Annotated in this window: 18 protein-coding genes; 7 read left to right on the forward strand and 11 right to left on the reverse strand. The window is 37.4% G+C overall.

Annotated features, from left to right (window positions below; all coding sequences use genetic code 11):
- Window position 1: 1 nt before the first annotated feature.
- The 3 genes from CLV96_RS12130 to CLV96_RS12140 are packed head-to-tail and all read right to left on the reverse strand — an operon-like array spanning window position 2 to window position 3,131.
- Complete coding sequence (locus CLV96_RS12130; protein WP_004785009.1) at window positions 2–1,051, reverse strand: glycosyltransferase; 1,050 nt, start codon at window positions 1,049–1,051, stop codon at window positions 2–4.
- Window positions 1,048–2,115 (reverse strand): glycosyltransferase family 4 protein, encoded by a 1,068-nt coding sequence (locus tag CLV96_RS12135; protein WP_004787742.1) that lies wholly within the window; start codon window positions 2,113–2,115, stop codon window positions 1,048–1,050. Before CLV96_RS12135 ends, CLV96_RS12130 begins: the two co-directional genes overlap by 4 nt.
- Complete coding sequence (locus CLV96_RS12140) at window positions 2,112–3,131, reverse strand: LIC_10202 family protein (protein WP_004787448.1); 1,020 nt, start codon at window positions 3,129–3,131, stop codon at window positions 2,112–2,114. The genes CLV96_RS12135 and CLV96_RS12140 overlap by 4 nt, the downstream gene beginning before the upstream one ends.
- An 86-nt stretch (window positions 3,132–3,217) precedes the next feature.
- On the opposite strand from CLV96_RS12140, the gene CLV96_RS12145 reads away from it, so the two are divergent.
- Window positions 3,218–4,138, forward strand: a complete 921-nt coding sequence (locus CLV96_RS12145; protein WP_004785219.1) for a GDP-mannose 4,6-dehydratase — start codon at window positions 3,218–3,220, stop codon at window positions 4,136–4,138.
- Here the strand turns inward: CLV96_RS12145 and CLV96_RS12150 are convergent.
- Window positions 4,096–5,292: a M48 family metallopeptidase gene (locus CLV96_RS12150; protein ID WP_004786528.1), complete on the reverse strand. Its 1,197-nt coding sequence runs from the start codon at window positions 5,290–5,292 to the stop codon at window positions 4,096–4,098. The two genes, CLV96_RS12145 and CLV96_RS12150, sit on opposite strands and share 43 nt — an antisense overlap.
- A gap of 3 nt (window positions 5,293–5,295) precedes the next feature.
- Window positions 5,296–6,252, reverse strand: a complete 957-nt coding sequence (locus CLV96_RS12155) for a YjgN family protein (protein WP_081581560.1) — start codon at window positions 6,250–6,252, stop codon at window positions 5,296–5,298.
- A 137-nt stretch (window positions 6,253–6,389) separates the two neighbouring features.
- Here CLV96_RS12155 and CLV96_RS12160 point away from each other — a divergent pair, with 137 nt between their 5' ends.
- Complete coding sequence (locus tag CLV96_RS12160; protein WP_004786613.1) at window positions 6,390–6,710, forward strand: LIC_11321 family protein; 321 nt, start codon at window positions 6,390–6,392, stop codon at window positions 6,708–6,710.
- Window positions 6,686–7,648, forward strand: a complete 963-nt coding sequence (locus CLV96_RS12165; RefSeq protein WP_004784405.1) for a patatin-like phospholipase family protein — start codon at window positions 6,686–6,688, stop codon at window positions 7,646–7,648. The genes CLV96_RS12160 and CLV96_RS12165 overlap by 25 nt, the downstream gene beginning before the upstream one ends.
- Here the strand turns inward: CLV96_RS12165 and CLV96_RS12170 are convergent.
- Window positions 7,636–8,823 carry a pyridoxal phosphate-dependent aminotransferase gene (locus tag CLV96_RS12170; protein WP_004787677.1) on the reverse strand — a complete coding sequence of 396 codons (1,188 nt, stop codon included), beginning with the start codon at window positions 8,821–8,823 and terminating at the stop codon, window positions 7,636–7,638. The genes CLV96_RS12165 and CLV96_RS12170 overlap by 13 nt on opposite strands.
- 2 nt (window positions 8,824–8,825) lie before the next feature.
- Window positions 8,826–9,605: an SDR family NAD(P)-dependent oxidoreductase gene (locus tag CLV96_RS12175; RefSeq protein WP_004785501.1), complete on the reverse strand. Its 780-nt coding sequence runs from the start codon at window positions 9,603–9,605 to the stop codon at window positions 8,826–8,828.
- 88 nt (window positions 9,606–9,693) lie between these two features.
- On the opposite strand from CLV96_RS12175, the gene CLV96_RS12180 reads away from it, so the two are divergent.
- Entirely contained in the window at window positions 9,694–10,917 is a 1,224-nt protein-coding gene (locus tag CLV96_RS12180) for an MFS transporter (protein WP_040917172.1), read from the forward strand.
- A 42-nt stretch (window positions 10,918–10,959) separates the two neighbouring features.
- On the opposite strand, the gene CLV96_RS12185 is transcribed toward CLV96_RS12180, so the two are convergent.
- Entirely contained in the window at window positions 10,960–11,880 is a 921-nt protein-coding gene (locus CLV96_RS12185; RefSeq protein WP_004785449.1) for a cyclic nucleotide-binding domain-containing protein, read from the reverse strand.
- A 3-nt stretch (window positions 11,881–11,883) separates the two neighbouring features.
- Window positions 11,884–12,387 (reverse strand): DUF3347 domain-containing protein, encoded by a 504-nt coding sequence (locus CLV96_RS12190; RefSeq protein WP_004786387.1) that lies wholly within the window; start codon window positions 12,385–12,387, stop codon window positions 11,884–11,886.
- A gap of 99 nt (window positions 12,388–12,486) precedes the next feature.
- On the opposite strand from CLV96_RS12190, the gene CLV96_RS12195 reads away from it, so the two are divergent.
- Window positions 12,487–12,837, forward strand: coding sequence for a VOC family protein (locus tag CLV96_RS12195; protein ID WP_004784589.1), 351 nt, complete (start codon window positions 12,487–12,489; stop codon window positions 12,835–12,837).
- A 150-nt stretch (window positions 12,838–12,987) separates the two neighbouring features.
- Here the strand turns inward: CLV96_RS12195 and CLV96_RS12200 are convergent, their stop codons facing one another.
- Window positions 12,988–13,680 (reverse strand): LIC10067 family putative lipoprotein, encoded by a 693-nt coding sequence (locus tag CLV96_RS12200; RefSeq protein WP_004786656.1) that lies wholly within the window; start codon window positions 13,678–13,680, stop codon window positions 12,988–12,990.
- Between the two features lie 69 nt (window positions 13,681–13,749).
- Between CLV96_RS12200 and CLV96_RS12205 the strand changes: the two genes are divergently transcribed.
- Together CLV96_RS12205 and dcd are read left to right on the forward strand one after the other, a co-directional pair.
- Window positions 13,750–14,523: an enoyl-CoA hydratase-related protein gene (locus CLV96_RS12205; RefSeq protein WP_004787482.1), complete on the forward strand. Its 774-nt coding sequence runs from the start codon at window positions 13,750–13,752 to the stop codon at window positions 14,521–14,523.
- Between the two features lie 3 nt (window positions 14,524–14,526).
- Window positions 14,527–15,051, forward strand: coding sequence for a dCTP deaminase (gene dcd / locus CLV96_RS12210; RefSeq protein ID WP_004784529.1), 525 nt, complete (start codon window positions 14,527–14,529; stop codon window positions 15,049–15,051).
- A gap of 73 nt (window positions 15,052–15,124) precedes the next feature.
- Here dcd and CLV96_RS12215 read toward each other — a convergent pair whose 3' ends face one another.
- Window positions 15,125–15,649 carry a DUF2147 domain-containing protein gene (locus CLV96_RS12215; RefSeq protein ID WP_004785397.1) on the reverse strand — a complete coding sequence of 175 codons (525 nt, stop codon included), beginning with the start codon at window positions 15,647–15,649 and terminating at the stop codon, window positions 15,125–15,127.
- Between the last annotated feature and the right edge of the window lie 90 nt (window positions 15,650–15,739).

Here is a 15,739-nt window from a genome sequence, read left to right on the forward strand (position 1 = left end):
ATTAGATTCTCACAACTTCGAGAATAGGTAGAATACTTGTAGATAGCAAATAATCATCCAATCTAATATTTTGTGCACCAATGATTGAGGTCCGGAATTCCGAATTTTTGAAAACTGAATCTACTAAAGGAACAAGGGAATCAAAATCTTTAGAATCGAAAAGAATTCCTGAATGATTTAATGTTTCCGGAATTGCTCCCGCTGCAAACGCAACAACTGGCAAATGGAAATACATTGCTTCCATTAACGGGACACAAAAACCTTCGTGTTCGCTCATCGACAAAAACATGTTACTTTCCGAATAGATCTGCTTTAACATTGTTTCATCAACATAAGAAATAATTTTTACTTCTTCAGAAAGATCCAAGTGATGAATCATAAAATTCAATTCATCTAAATAAGATTGTTGGTTTGGGTTACAAAATCCTAACATTCGCATAGAAAATTGATTCCCCATTTTTGATTTCCACGTTCTAGCAAATCGAATCAAATCATCTTGGCGTTTGTTAGGAGCAATGCGACCTACAAATAAAAAGGAAGGATTAACAAATGTTTTTAATTTGAGATCTCGCGGAACATCTTTCCATTTTTGAAAATTCAAGTGTAAAGGAAGTAATCTTGCATTTTTAAATCCAAGTTCTTGGAGTTCTAACAAGTTAAAATTTGATACGGCAAATGAATGATGGAAGATATCACGAATCATTTCCAAATCTTCTCTACCTTTGCGTAGCAAATAAGAAAATTTGAGATCATAACCTGTAAAAAAATCTTCGGGAGTTACATTGTGATAAATTAAAATTTTTCGGTTTGGGAATTTTAAAATAAAATCTAAAGCTTCACTATGAATGGAATGGTGGTACACGAGAACATCTTCCTGCTTGATATTTGCTTTGGTTAGTTTTTCTGCATATTTACGATCATGTGAAAATACATTTTCGGCAAATATTTTACCATTGTATCCTTCCTTAGAAAGTAATCGTTTTATCTCCAGCATTTCCTGAGAAATCGCATCACCTAACTGGAATCCTGCGGAAAATTGATGTATATTCATTGGATACCTAATTTAAGAATGTTCGCAATAACTTCTTGGAATGGAAATTGATTATAAAATTTTAATGTTTGGTATTGGTTTTCAATCAAAGAATTTAATTTATCTCTTTGCGCCAAGTACTCTTTTAGTTTTTCCACAAGAGAAGGGTGGTCTTTAGTTTGAAAGAGAAAACCAGCACCTTTCATTGTCCCTGGGATAGCACCAGCAGAATAAGCAAAAACAGGAATTCCGCAACCAAAAGCCTCTAAGATCGGCAAACAAAAACCTTCATGTTCACTCATTGAAACAAAGGCAGATGATTCCTGGAGAATTGAAATTACTTCTAAGTCAGTTTTGCCAGTTAAAAAAAGAACTTTCCCCTCTAATTTTTTCCTTCGCACAATATCTGTTAACTTATCAAAATATCCATCAAAAGCACCAATCACCGAACCCAAACACAAACACTGAGCATCCGGAAAGTCCCTGACCCAGTATGAAAAAAATTCGATCAGGTCTTCCCATTTTTTTTGCGGTGAATAACGTCCTACAAAAACCAAAGAGTGATTTTTTATCTCTTTATCAAAATTAGAATTTGTTTCATATAATTTGCAAATAGGGATGACATAAGGATTTTTGAATTGGTAACCAGAAATTGTTTGGAAATTAAATTCGGAATCACACCAAATAGAATCACAAAATATCGACAAACTTGCGATCTCTAAATATGAAAGTGATTCAAATTTTTCCATTGAGGAATAAATCTCAGGAGTTGTTGTGCTTTTGTAAAAACTAGCTGGCGTTATGTTGTGAAATCTTAATATTTTCCGACCCGGTAAATTTTGAAAAAGAAAATATGGATACCCTGCCCCGCCATAATGTAAAATATGAATATCATCGTTGCTAGTTGGAAAATCAAAAGAGTTTACAAGATGAAATTGGCTATTTAATGATTTTCCTTTTCTTGGTAATCTTGTAATGAAATGCGATTTGTATCCAAGTGAGACAAACACTTCTGCAAGCCCAATTGCGTCATTTCCAACTCCATCTGAATCCTTCAGCTCATCTAAATGTTGAAAAACATTCATTTATCAAATTTTGTATACTTGTATACTTTTGTATCTTCCGTTGTAGAAAGATCTCGAACTTGATTAAAACCGAGTGTTTCTAAATAACTCGGCAAACGCTCAAAGTCAATTTCTGAAACTTGAAGATCTCGGAATGGGCGATTGGTTTCACTTGGTTTTGTTGAAACGGAAAAATACAAATGGCTTCCGCTGGATAAAGAATTCGAAATTTCTGCAAAGATCTTTTCAATCCAAAAGGACGGAAATCGATTGAGAGGTAAGTAAACTAAAACATCCGTTGGTTTTCTCAGAATTTGGTTAAGGGGAAATAGTTTTTTTTCTAACTGGACTGTTGCAGTAACTTTACTTTGGATGAATTGAAATTCACTTTCATTAGATGTAAAACATTGAAAAGGTACTTTCAAAATGGAAAGTTGTTTTAAAATATCGCCCCATTCGGGAAACAAAACGACAATTCCCTTTGTTTTTGTAATGTCTTCCAAAGCAACTTTCCATGTTGGGTTGGAACCGGCATCTATAAAGTAAGAATTGACCGCCCAACCAAAGTTAGGCAACTCATCTGAAGAATCACGTAAAAGATGATCGCGGTAAAATCCATCAAATCGATTTTCAATTTGTTCGATTCGTCTTCCTAATCGAACCAATTCATGGAGAACTGAAAAAAAGGCACGAATTCTATTTTCAGATAGTTTTTTGTCGATGAGTCCGTAAACAGAGATTAGGCGATTTACAATGTATTTGATAGGTCCTTTGATGAACCAAAATTTGGGATTGGAAAATTTGGGGCTGGAGATCCCTTTTTCGAATAAATGGGCTGTTCCCGCCGGATCAAATTTGCGAAACCCTTGTGGGGATTCCGGTTTGTAACTGATCTTCGTGAGTTCTTTCCAATTGGGAGTTTGTCCTGGATCCAATGGGATTTTGGATTCGATCTTCTGGACCAACTCCGATACATTCAACTGTGGGTCTCGGACTTCGAGAAAAGGGGATGGATTGAATTTCTTTTTGTCTTCCACAGTTTTCTTTCTTTTGTTGAGAGGATTTGAAAAATTGGAAGAATGGCAACTAAATCTTAGAGCCGAATCGGAAATTTCCCTTTTCTATGAAAAAAAAACAAACTTTAGTCACCGGAGCCAGTGGATTTGTCGGCAGTTATCTCCTTCCTGCTCTGGAATCGCATGGTGAATACCAAATTCATTGTTTTCAAGGTGACATTCGCGACCGAGAGGTTGTTGCAAAAAATTTAAAAGAGGTTCAACCAGATATCCTCATCCATTTGGCAGCCCAAGCCTTTGTTCCGATTGCCATCGAAAATCCTTGGGAGACCGAAGAAATTAACGTGGGCGGTACTCTGAATTTAATCGAATTTTTACATCGGATGCAAAGACCATGCAAAATGTTGTATGTTTCTTCAGCAGATGTTTACGGAAAACAAAATCTCTCTCTTCTTCCGTTAAAAGAATCTCTATTGCCTAATCCGGTGAATCCTTATGCAGGAAGTAAATTAGCAGCCGAATCCTATTGTCGTCAGTATTCTGCCTATAGCCCCTTTGTTTCCATTGTCATCGCTCGTCCTTTTAATCACATTGGAATCGGTCAACGTAAGGAGTTTGTAATACCTAATTTTTGTTCCCAAATCATTGAAGCCAAACATCTAGGAAAAACATCGATCTCTGTTGGCGATTTAGCTCCAACTCGTGACTTTTCTCATGTCGAAGATATCATCAGTGGCTACCTGACTTTAATAGAAAAAGGAGAATCAGGTGAAATTTACAATATATGCTCTGGCGAAGAACGAAGTATACGTTATATGGTAGAAGAGTTAGTAAAAATTTCAGGTCATGATATCAAGTTTGAAGTGGATGCCGGACGTGTGAGAGCATCCGAAACATCCAAAGTTTATGGAGATAATTCTAAATTAAAATCGCTTGGCTGGAAAAACAAACATAGCTTAAGCGAAACTCTTCGCCAGATCTACAATTATTTAGAATCGGAATTTTTAAAATCCAAACAAACCGATTGAACTTCTTTCCAGGTTTGGTCTGAAACTATTTTTTTGACCGAACCTTTTTTTCCTGATTGAATTAATCTCTCCAATGTTTTCATCCTTTCATCTGTCGCCGGATGGGTACTTAAAAAATCCGTAATGGAAGATGTAACTACTTGGTCATCCTTGGCATTTGTTTCGGGTGGATTTTTATCTGACTTTGTGATTTCTTTTTCAAGTTCGGACATTCGCTTAAAGAATGTTAGGAGACCGGATGGGGAAAGATTCTGGTTTTTTAGGTATTCAATTGATGTAATGTCTGCTTCTGTTTCAAAATCTCTTGAAAACTTTAGGACAAGAATTGTTGAGCCAAGTTCTGTAAATGTTTCAAGAAATTCCATATTTCCTAAACCAGGTCCAACAACTAATGAGATTGCGAGAGAAGTTCCCCCCGCCTTTACAAGATTTCGCATATGGTGTCTCTTTTCCACATGGGCCACTTCATGTGCGAGGACTCCAATGACTTCTTCTTGTGATTTAGCTTCGTTTAACAATCCAGAAAAAAAATAAATTCTTCCATTGGAAAGTGCAAAGGCATTAGGAATGGTTGATCCAATCACTGAGACCTTGAATTGGTGCGGACTATTTTTGGGAACGATTCTTTTTAATGCTTCTGCAAAAAATTTGTCAGTTGCTTTTGTATTACATTCTTGAAACTGGGCATCCATCTTTAATTGAACCGATTCCCCCAGTGACTTGTCCATAGAAATCGGAATCAGGTTGATCACCAGTTCCAGACCTTTAAAATAAAAAAAACCAATCAAGGCAACGATAGAAATCGAGAGAATCCCAAGTACGAGAGGGTTCATTTCTCTAATGGAATAAAAAAAAGCATGAGCATGACTTTGATTTTTTTTTGATTGGATCCAAAGTGATTCTAGTTTTTTTGCATCTTCTTTTGGGCAAATGATTTCTAAAACAGGACTTTCTCGGATTTCATCCGGACGTAACACCAACTTACAGCCTTTATGTGTCAGTGCAAATTCAGTAAATTGAGATACGTTAAGTTTATGAGCTGTATCTGCAGAAGAAAAATCAATGGTTTGACCGTGAATCAGAACAGTCCCTTCCTCAGGGACTGCTGATACTCCGTTAAAAAATCGGGATGTAAAGGTTTGATTTTGAAACAATATTTATGAAAGGAAGCCTTCAAGAGCTTCTGCCAGTGCTTCCAATCCCTCCGCTGTAGCATTGGCTGTTGTATCCGTTTTAGCGGAGATTGTAGAGAAATCAACCTCTGCTTCCAAACTAATCGACTCAAGGAAGAGTTTGGTCAAACGAACCACAGCCCATGCAAATCCAATCCCTAAGGTAAATAGGATGATTAAATAGGCGATGATAAAATTTACGAAAATTTTTCCACCAGTGATGTCCGATTGGAATTTTTTTCCCTGAAAACTGGTTCTGTTCCAAATATAGTTTTGGATGTCGGCTAAAAACCATGAGTAGTAAATTCCGAAAGTCACAATGCTCAAAAGGAAACCCTTTAAATATAGGAAAAAGATTTCCTTACCTTCAGCTGAAAATCCGAAGTTTGTATTTCCGTACCTTGTTTTGCTTTGGACGTAAGCTTCTTTTTCTGCAAAGAACCATGGGTAGTAAATCCCTAACGTAACAATTGTTAAAAGAATCCCTTTTCCGTAGATTTTTGCAACTTCCAAAATTTTCCCATCGAAACCAAATCGAAGATTACGGTAACCTGTACGAGAAGTTAAATATCTTCTTCCACCCACTACAATGATCGGAACAAGGGCAAGAAAAACTCCAAGTGTCAGAAGAAAACCTACAATCATTCCGAAGTAAGGGATGGGAATGTAATTAAGGATAGTCTGAATGATATAAATCCCAATGTACAGGACGATGAAAATTCCTAATGCCTTGAGAAAACCGATGAACCTTTCCTTTCCTGTTCCATGGAAGGAAAAACGTTCTCCTGCCCATTCTAAATTTTCTGCCATGAATTTTTGTATATTGGTTCTTGCCCAAAAGCTATAGATCCCCAAAGTTACAACGGTCAGAAACATATTCTTCAGTAAAATTACGAAGAGTTGCCCTCCCGTAGCGTGGTATTGTAGTCTTGTGTTATTCATTGGTGTCCCCAAAGGATGTTTAGTGGGGAGAGTATAAAAAGAGTAAACAAATGGGTAAAGAAAAATATTTCCTATCCATAAGAAATACAATTCGTACGATTGAACCTAATTCATGACTTTTTTAGGAATCGCCGAACTTGTGTATCATTAACCAAGTCTATTTTTACGGAATGCGAATTTTTCTGATTTTTATCCTTTTCGGTCTTCTGATCGTATCAGAAAGTTTTGCTGAATCAAGACAGGAATTACCGCCAACTTTTGGAGATTTGAAAGGCCAAGATAAATCTGTTCGTCAGCCACCTGATCGAAAAGACAAAAAGGGATGTTGTAAAATCAAATACCCTGCCGGTGGTTACGATTTCTTTCTTGCAACAGAAGATGATTGTCGTGCAAGTTTATACTTTGACAGATTTTTAGGAGAGAATAATACTCTATGCTTTCGTTGGGAAGGGGATTAGAATTTGTCGATCGTATGGGCGTCAGAGAACAAGTATTACAAACACTAGTTAAAATTTTTCCATCTTATGATGCCTCACTCGCCATCGCAGGTGGTGGTTGTAAGGCATTCTACGCATTGGGGGTTGGGAAAACACTTCGTGAATGGGGAGTGCGATTCACCGAAGTATCCGGTGTATCTGCCGGTGCTGCAATGGCATTGTGTATTCTTTCCCAAACAGAAGAAGAATCGGTTGAATACTTTGAGGAAATCACAAAACGAAACTCAAGGAATTTTCACTTTTCAAATCTTTTACGAGGAGAATCCACTTTCCCTCATGAGGATATGTATCGTCGAACCATTCGGTTTGGAATGAAGTTTGATAAAGTTTTAGAATCAGGTGCAAAAGTTTGGATCCATTCGGTAAAAGCACATCCAAAAGAAGATTCTTTAAAAAATAAGTTTCGGTTGGCTCGTCTGATTTCGGAAACCGGCCGAGCCTTTATTTTAGATGATCGAGACCGGTCAGAAGGTATCCCCGCAAATCGAACGGCCGAGATGATAAAAAAATGGAATATGGAAGATGTTGATTTCACTGAAAAAGACTTTGTAAATCCCGAAACGATAGAACAATTCATTATGAACTCTTCTTCCATTCCTCCGATCGTCGACTTTCAATCGGTAGATGATGAATATTATTTGGATGGAGGACTAACAAATAATATGGTCATTGAAACTTTTTCGCCTAACGCAAAAATCATAGGCATTCACTATGAACAGAATACGATTGTAGGAAAAGACCCAGACTTATTGGCAAAATCTTATTTGATTACCCCATCAAAACCTTTACCAATTACTTCTTTTGATTATACCAACCCAAAAGGTGTTAGAGAAACTTTCGAATTGGGGAAGGCAGATGCCCTGGCTCAAAAAGCTGCCATCATTGATTATTTGAGATAAACCTGAAGAGCTTCTAACCCACGTTGTAAAGAAATTTCATCAGAAATTAAACTTAATATAAGAAAGCAGCGGTTATGCGAAAGTCCATACCAAGATCCGGGGTGGAAAAAAACTTTTGTTTGGGACAAAATTTCTGAAACAAAATCTTCATCTTTTTTTTCTATATCAAATTCAAATAAAAAATACCAACCAGCTTCAAAACTCGGTGTATTTATTATTTTTGGGCATCCTTCGGCAAAAGAGATACAGCTATTCAAATTTCGCATAATTCTTGTTCGGATACGATTTTGTACCATTGTTTTCCAAGGAATGAGTTCTGGTGTTGCTAGTTGGACAGGGGCATTAACGGAAAGATAAGTATCAGCGATAAATCCTAAATTTTTATAAAATTGAGAACGAAAGGGTTCTGGGCTTTTGATTAAGATCCATCCGAGTTTGAGCCCTGGGAGGGCTAACATTTTGGATAGGCCGTTGCATACCAAAAGTGGAAATTTTGGGACCAAAGGAATTTGGTGTGGTTCCCCGGAAAATTCATAACCGACAAAAACTTCATCAACTAAGATTGGAATTTGAATTCCTAATTCTTCCCATTCTTTCCAGAATTTTGCAGTCGTTCGAGATCCTGTGGGGTTTGCTGGACTCACCAGGACAATGAGTTTTGTTTTTGTGCTGATGCAATTGGCAATACTTTCTGCAGAATAAGTCCAGGTTCCTGTTTCCTTTTCTTCTTTGAGAGGATAGTGTACTTCCTTTAGATTTTCAAGACCAATTAAAAAACTAAATAGTGGGTAACCAGGGTTTGGTGTGAGGATTTCATCTCCTGGATTTGTGAAAAGTTTGAAACAATACGAATACGCTTCCGAAGTGCTTGCTGTCAGAATTAGATCCGAGGGTCGAATTGGGATTCCACGTTTTTCATATTCGGAAACAATCGTTTGTCTTGTTGATTCCATTCCCTCCGCTATGGGTTCATATTGGCTGATATCCAAATTAGAGAATATATGAGATAAAGCGGAAGGAGGAAATTCCAATCCTAGTTTGGTAGGATTGGAATTGGTTAGATCCACGATTTCATTTCCAGAACTTTCGAGAATTTGTTTAATTTGATAGATTTGGTTTTCTGTATCCAAGTCGCCTAACAAATGAAATCTGTTTGAAAATGAAAATTCGGTCAAATTTACCCTGCTTGGTGCAAAAATTTTGCAATTTTACGAACGAGAAATCTTGGCGAGAACCTAACCGACTGCGCCAATAGAAAATTAGCGAAACCTGGAATTTTGATCACTTTTTTACTGAATAAAGCATCAAGTCCAATATCAACCACTTCTCTAGATTTCATAATGAGAAAGGAAGACTTTACTAAATTGATTTTGGTCATATTCGCTCTTTCAAAAAACTCGGTTTGTGTTGGTCCTGGACAAAAACAAGTGACTGTAACACCATAATCCCTTACTTCTTCGGCAAGACCTTCGCTAAGTGAAAGAACATACGCTTTTGATGCATAGTAATTTGACATTAATGGACCTGGTTGGTAAGCCGCAGTGGAGGCAACATTCAAAATGTATCCGTCTTTTGCTGCTACCATATCTTGCAAAAACAAATGGCAAAGTTCTGCGAGAGTTGTGACATTTAATTGGATCAATTGGGATTCATTTTCAAAAGAATTTTTATGGAATTCTCCGTTGAGACCAAAGCCTGCGTTGTTCACCAAACAATGAATCGACAACTTTAGTTTTTTAACAGCTTTGTATAAAACCTCTGCTGATTTGGGTTTGGCCAAATCTTGGGTTATGACGACACTTTGTAATCCGAATTTTGTTTTGATTTCTGCAGCTAATGCCTTCAATCGATCAGCACTCCTCGCAACTAAAACGGGAGTGTAACCCTTTTCCGCTAAAGCCAAAGCAAAATCTTTTCCCAGTCCAGTGGAAGCACCTGTAATTAACGCGTATTTCATAGAGGGAATTTTATGACTGAATGCAAAAGTTGGCAATTCGAAACTAAATAGTTTTGGAAATTTTGAACGGGTGGTCAATATTAGTTTTATGAGCCAACCTCTTACCCATCCGCTTCATACCATCCAAAAAGAAAGAGCCATCATCTTTATCTTAGCTGCTCTCCAATTTTTACACATCCTGGATTTTGTCATCATGATGCCACTCGGACCCGTTTTTATGGAGAGTTTCAAAATTGATTCGGCTGCCTTCGGTTTGCTTGTTTCTTCTTATTCCATCAGCGCAGGAGTGTTTGGACTAATAGGTGCCTTATTTTTAGATTCTTATGATCGTAAATTGAGCCTTCTTGTTTTGTTTTTTGGGTTTTCCTTTGGAACCTTACTTTGTGCGTTTGCTCCTAATTATGGTTTTTTACTTTTTGCCAGAGTCGTAGCCGGTGGATTTGGGGGGATGATTGGAGCCACTGTTCTTTCCATCATTGGAGATATCATTCCTGTATTCAGAAGAGGTACTGCCACTGGTGTTGTGATGAGTTCGTTTTCTGTTGCTTCTGTGATTGGAATTCCGATTGGTTTGTCTTTGGCCAATAAGTATGGATGGCATTTCCCTTTCCTTTCCTTAGCAATTGCTGGCTTTTTAATTTTACCTGTTTGTTACAAAGTGTTACCTTCGATTCGTTACCATTTGGATTCAGATGTCCATCCCAAACAATCGCAACTCAAGTCTTTAAAACAAGTCATCACGAAAAAAGATCACTTGGCTCCATTTATTTTTATGATCTTTTTGATGTTTGGCGGATTTACGGTCATTCCCTTCCTCAGTCCTTTTCTTGTGTCTAACGTTGGTTTAGCGGTGAGTGATCTTCCTTACATTTACTTTTTTGGTGGACTCTTTACCTTTTTTACCAGCCGGTTAATCGGGAAATTATCTGACCGATATGGAAAACTGAAGGTTTACCAAATTATCTCCATCATCGCAGTCATTCCGATTGTGGCAGTTGTCACTTTGACAAAAACTTCTTTGCCTATCGTACTCACCTTGACAACTTTATTTATGATTTTGGTTTCTGGAAGGATGGTTCCTGCATTTGCAATGATCACTTCTGCGGTCGAACCAAGAATTCGTGGAAGTTTTATGTCTGTGAACTCTGCCATCCAACAGATTTCTTCAGGAGCGGCTTCCTATATTGCTGGACTCATTTTAGTGCAATCAGCAGACAACCAACTTGTGAATTATGAGCTGGTGGGAATGATTTCTGTATTCAGTTTGTTATTTAGCGTTTATTTAGCAAAAAAGATAAAAATTGCAGGTTGATTACTTTTATAAATAGAATAAACTAGCGAAGGTTAGTTTATTCTATAATTCTAATTTTCCAGTGTTAAGAAAGTCTATAATCATTTGTTTTTGGGATGGAGTAATCATTTTTCGTTCTAACAATTGATTTAAAATTTCGGAAGCGGTACCAATTTCCATTCCAGCCATTTCAGAAAATATAAACTGAAAATTTTTATCAATTCGATGTTCCCCGATAAAATTGATTAGCTTTTCAGTAGTTTCCAAAATCAATTGTTGTCTTTCAATGAGCCCCTCCATGGTGGAAAGAATAATCGAAACTTCTGGATCATCTGCAAACAATTGCATCATGTGGTTATAGATTTTAGGCGATTGTAATGGCAATTCGTAAATGGAATCTCCCAATGCATTGTATAATGTTTTTTCTTCTTCAAAATCCAAACCAGTGTATTTGTTTAGATTGGAAACTATTTCAGAAGGTAAAATAACGATGAATTGACAAGCATACTCTGGTTCCTTTAGATAACGAACAAAATATTGAATTAAATCACAGATTCTTAAGTAACTAACAAATGTCCAATATTTGAAACTTCGAATATCAAACATATGTTTAACGGATTTTTCTCTTTTAATGGATTCTCGAATGTTCATGTAATTTTCAAAATCACATTTAAAAAGATAACTTAATGTGTGATTAGAAAAAGATTCGATGATTTCACGGACAAGTGTTGGCTCACCTATATAGAGAAAATATGAAATTAATTCTAGATTGTCTTTTGAAGTCCAAATGAATTTTTCTAAGGTTTTGGCAGGAATTTGTGAAAAAGCAGAAAATCCAATTTTAAAAGTGACTCTATCTTGTAAAAATGCTTCTAACTTGTTTTTGGCAATACAATCTTCATCTATGTCTTGTTTAGCGAATGAATGCCTGCAACTCGGTGGGCAGGCTTCATATAAAGATGTACCTAGAAAACATTTTGGCATAATCTACTGCAATAATTCTCCACAGTCTCTCATTTCGGGAGCATAGGGATTTTTAACTTCTCTTCCCGTCATTAACCAAGATTTATCCACCATAGGACAGTAAAATCGATTGTACTGAGATTGATTTGGAACTTCTGTTTTGATTTGGATCAATATTTCTTGAATTTTAGAAATTTTTTCGTAACTAGAATCTAAATCTGCACCTGGTGCTGGTAGGTGTGGGCGTAGATTTTCTCCCCAAGACTTTAATTTTGGATGTCCACTGGCAACCATTGCATCCAGGGCTTCAGAAAATATTTTCCAATCTGGCTTGGGATTGTCTTTTAGATACTCTTCAAGAAGGATTTGGTTCTCTGCAAGGAGTTTTGCTGCTAGGTTTTGGTGGGCAGATGTAAAAGGAGTGACCTCTTCCTTGCAAGAAAGGGCAAAAATGGCTAAAACGATGATTGAAATCCGAAATACATTCATATTTTGATTCTTTTTTCCTAAGTTGGAATTGGAATTCAAATTTTAGTTTCGAGTTTGTTTGAAGAGAGTGCTTTTTTCTCGACAAAGCCGGTTTTTCAAGCATGATGACAGAAAAGTTCACGAAGGTGTAATTCCATTATGATCATTGTAGAAGGCATTGGCCACGTCAGTATCCCCGTCTCCCAGCTCGACACCTCTATCGATTTTTACAGGGACATTTTTGACTTCGAAGTGGAGACAAAGAAGGCTACTGAGGCAATTCTTTCTCTGGATTCGTTTCGGATTCGTTTGGTGAAGGCCGAAGTTTCCGACAGGTCTCTTCCTCTCCTCAGTTTTGTGATGGATGTGGACGATTTCACAGAAGCCATCAGCGAACTTGAGGAAAAGAATGTTAAGATCATTAAAGGGCCAGAAGGTACGGACTCTGGAGAGAGTTTAACTTTTGCAGATCCAAGCCAAAATTTAATCGAAATCTTTTACTCCAACTAATTCCAAATTTGATCACATTCCTACCTGTAATTCTCTTGGTCGATAACGAACCAAGAGGGTGGGAATCCAATAAAATCTACACACCAATTTCAAAAAATCTATGTTTGTTTCTCGTCGGTTTTTAATACTTCAACCGACTTGTCCCTTTGTTTAAAGGGCCAAACTACAGGTTGCTGATTGAGCAGTAAGATAGAATTGGGTAGCTACACCTGCTGGAAATGGGATGACCGGATCGTTTTGTAAAACGTAATCTGTTGCACGGCAGGACCGATCAAAAACTCTAACGGTGACTGTACTTTCGCATCCAATGGTTAGATTTCTAGAAGATAACAGGGTGTCGGTATGAAAGGCTTTGGTCTCTTGCCCATCAAATTCAATAGACAAACTATTACCTTGTTTTAGTTCTATTTCGGAACCATATTGTTTATTTGCGACCGTATAACAGTCGATAAAGTATTCCATTCCCGCACAATTAACACCCGTTTTTGAATTAGGTAAACAAGATCCACCTGATTTAGATACAGTGATAAAACCAGAAAAAGCTCCATCTGGTACTCGGGTGTATAATTCTGTTCCTGTATTGAGACTAATCGTAGCAACAACATCGTTAAATCGGATCACTGGATCGATTCCAAAGTTTTCGCCTTTGATCACAACTTCAGTGGCAGCATAGGTGGCATTGAGATTGTTTTGGGCTGGCGTCCCAATTTGTGGAGTTACAGAAGATACAACTGGTGGAGAGGTTAAAAGGGATGCAAGAGGATCTTCATTGGAAGAGGTTTTACATGAAAAACTGTTTCCAAGTACTAGTGAGAATCCGATTGTGTATAAAATCCTTCTCATGACTGTTGCTTCCATTATCGGAAAAACAAAACCGATTTCATTTCTATTTTTTCATTCGGAGGAAATTCTATGAACACTGTCACACTCCAAACCCACCATACTTATGTAGCATTGATAGAACTCAGCCGCCCAGAGGCAAAAAATGCCATTTCCTTACAGCTTCTTGCAGAACTGAGAGAAAAAATCCAAGAGGTTAAGTTGGGTCGGGCACGTGCTCTCGTCATCATCGGAAATGGAGATTCGTTCTGTTCTGGTGCAGATTTGAAAGAACGTAAGTCCATGTCAGAATTGCAGGTAAAACAATTTTTGACGGACATCAATCTATGTTTTTCTGAATTATCAAACCTTTCCATACCAACCATTGCAGCAATCAATGGATTTGCTTTTGGTGGCGGATTAGAATTGGCATTATCATGTGATATTCGTTATGCGAGCGAGTCGGCGCAAATGGGACTTACAGAAACAAAACTAGGAATCATTCCCGGGGCAGGGGGAACACAAAGACTTTCTCGGATTGTCGGAGAATCAATTGCGATGGAGTGGATTTTTTCCGGTAAAAAACTATCTGGAAAAGAGGCTAAGGAACGAGGTTTGGTTTCTCAAATTTTTGAACCTGATCATTTACGGGAATCTTCTCTTGCTCTAGCAAGGGAGATATCGGAATCTGCACCTATCGCCGTTTCTGCTGCCAAAAAAGCCCTACGCGGTGGGGTGGATTTACCGATGAAATCTGCTCTAGAGTGGGAAAGATTATGTTATTTTGAAACGATTGGAACAAAAGATCGATTAGAAGCCTTACAGGCGTTTGCTGAAAAAAGAAAACCTAATTTTAAGGGAGAATGATCCGTGATTTTAACCGGAAAAGAAATTTTAAAACGACTAGGTAACGATATAAAAATCGAACCTTATGATTCTAACCTATTGAATCCAAATTCATATAATTTACGATTGCATGAAGATCTTTTGGTATATTCTGAATTTCCTTTGGATATGAAAAAACCAAATCCAGTTCAAAATTTAAAAATACCAGATGATGGATTACTATTAGAACCTGGAAAGTTGTATTTAGGTAGGACCATCGAATTTACTGAGACACACAATCTCGTGCCGATGTTAGAAGGTCGTTCTTCCATTGGGAGACTTGGAATGTTTGTCCATATCACTGCTGGATTTGGGGATGTTGGGTTTAAGGGATTTTGGACTTTAGAAATCCAAGTGACTCATCCACTGCGTGTGTATGCAGGTGTTCAAATCTGTCAGATCTTTTATCATACTGTGGAAGGGGAAATCAGCGAATACAAATCAGGAAAATACCAAGCCAACCAAGGCATCCAACCTTCCTTATTGTATAAAGACTTTGAAAAGAAATAAGATTTAATATTTTTAGAAATATTATAATGAGAACCTGCCTCCAAAACGGAGGGCAGGTGCTTCATGATTACAATTATTTTTTAGCTTTAAACGTACAGTCCCATTTAGGGTCGTCGAGATTCACACCACCAAGTTTTACCCAGTTGTTTGTTTTTCCGATAAAGGTAATGGAACAAAGTGTTCCCTTTAGATCCAGTCGATTTCCACCTTCGAGAGAAGTGAATTTTCCACAGTAGGTTTTTCCGTCACGAGGGTTATAAATCTTTCCGTTTTTATAAACACCTTCACCGACGTAGTCAAATCCAGTAATAAATACCATACCTAAGTTGGGACGGTTTCTAAGTTTTGGATCTTCATTATTGTGATCGAGGTAGGGAGTACCTGGAACACCTTTATCTTTTTCTTTTTCAGGGTAGGCGTTGTCTTTGATACAAACCGTTTTACCACAGTATTTATCACCACATTTGAAAATTTCAATGACTGAGTCTTTTTCAGGGGGTAAATACCGGCCTACGGCTACGTCTGCTTCTTGGGCTAGTAGAGAACTTCCGGCGAAGAGAATTGCCGTCCATACACTTAAAACAAGTTTTTGATTCATAAAGATCCTTATTCTATAAAATTGGATTCGCTTATTCTGACAGAAATTTTATCTCTGGCAAGCTGGTTTTTATAAAAACTCTATGACAAT

Origin of the sequence: Leptospira meyeri, assembly GCF_004368965.1 — a bacterium.
GTDB classification, from domain to species: Bacteria; Spirochaetota; Leptospiria; order Leptospirales; family Leptospiraceae; genus Leptospira_A; species Leptospira_A meyeri.

Excerpts from the sequence above, each read along its gene's own strand:
- CLV96_RS12200 (WP_004786656.1), bottom strand. The coding sequence starts at position 13,680 with ATGAGAAGGATTTTATACACAATCGGATTCTCACTAGTACTTGGAAAC.
- CLV96_RS12195 (WP_004784589.1), top strand. The coding sequence starts at position 12,487 with ATGATCATTGTAGAAGGCATTGGCCACGTCAGTATCCCCGTCTCCCAG.
- CLV96_RS12185 (WP_004785449.1), bottom strand. The coding sequence starts at position 11,880 with ATGCCAAAATGTTTTCTAGGTACATCTTTATATGAAGCCTGCCCACCG.
- CLV96_RS12155 (WP_081581560.1), bottom strand. The coding sequence starts at position 6,252 with ATGAATAACACAAGACTACAATACCACGCTACGGGAGGGCAACTCTTC.
- CLV96_RS12215 (WP_004785397.1), bottom strand. The coding sequence starts at position 15,649 with ATGAATCAAAAACTTGTTTTAAGTGTATGGACGGCAATTCTCTTCGCC.
- CLV96_RS12165 (WP_004784405.1), top strand. The coding sequence starts at position 6,686 with ATGCTTTCGTTGGGAAGGGGATTAGAATTTGTCGATCGTATGGGCGTC.
- CLV96_RS12130 (WP_004785009.1), bottom strand. The coding sequence starts at position 1,051 with ATGAATATACATCAATTTTCCGCAGGATTCCAGTTAGGTGATGCGATT.
- CLV96_RS12205 (WP_004787482.1), top strand. The coding sequence starts at position 13,750 with ATGAACACTGTCACACTCCAAACCCACCATACTTATGTAGCATTGATA.
- CLV96_RS12145 (WP_004785219.1), top strand. The coding sequence starts at position 3,218 with ATGAAAAAAAAACAAACTTTAGTCACCGGAGCCAGTGGATTTGTCGGC.
- CLV96_RS12180 (WP_040917172.1), top strand. The coding sequence starts at position 9,694 with ATGAGCCAACCTCTTACCCATCCGCTTCATACCATCCAAAAAGAAAGA.
- CLV96_RS12175 (WP_004785501.1), bottom strand. The coding sequence starts at position 9,605 with ATGAAATACGCGTTAATTACAGGTGCTTCCACTGGACTGGGAAAAGAT.
- CLV96_RS12135 (WP_004787742.1), bottom strand. The coding sequence starts at position 2,115 with ATGAATGTTTTTCAACATTTAGATGAGCTGAAGGATTCAGATGGAGTT.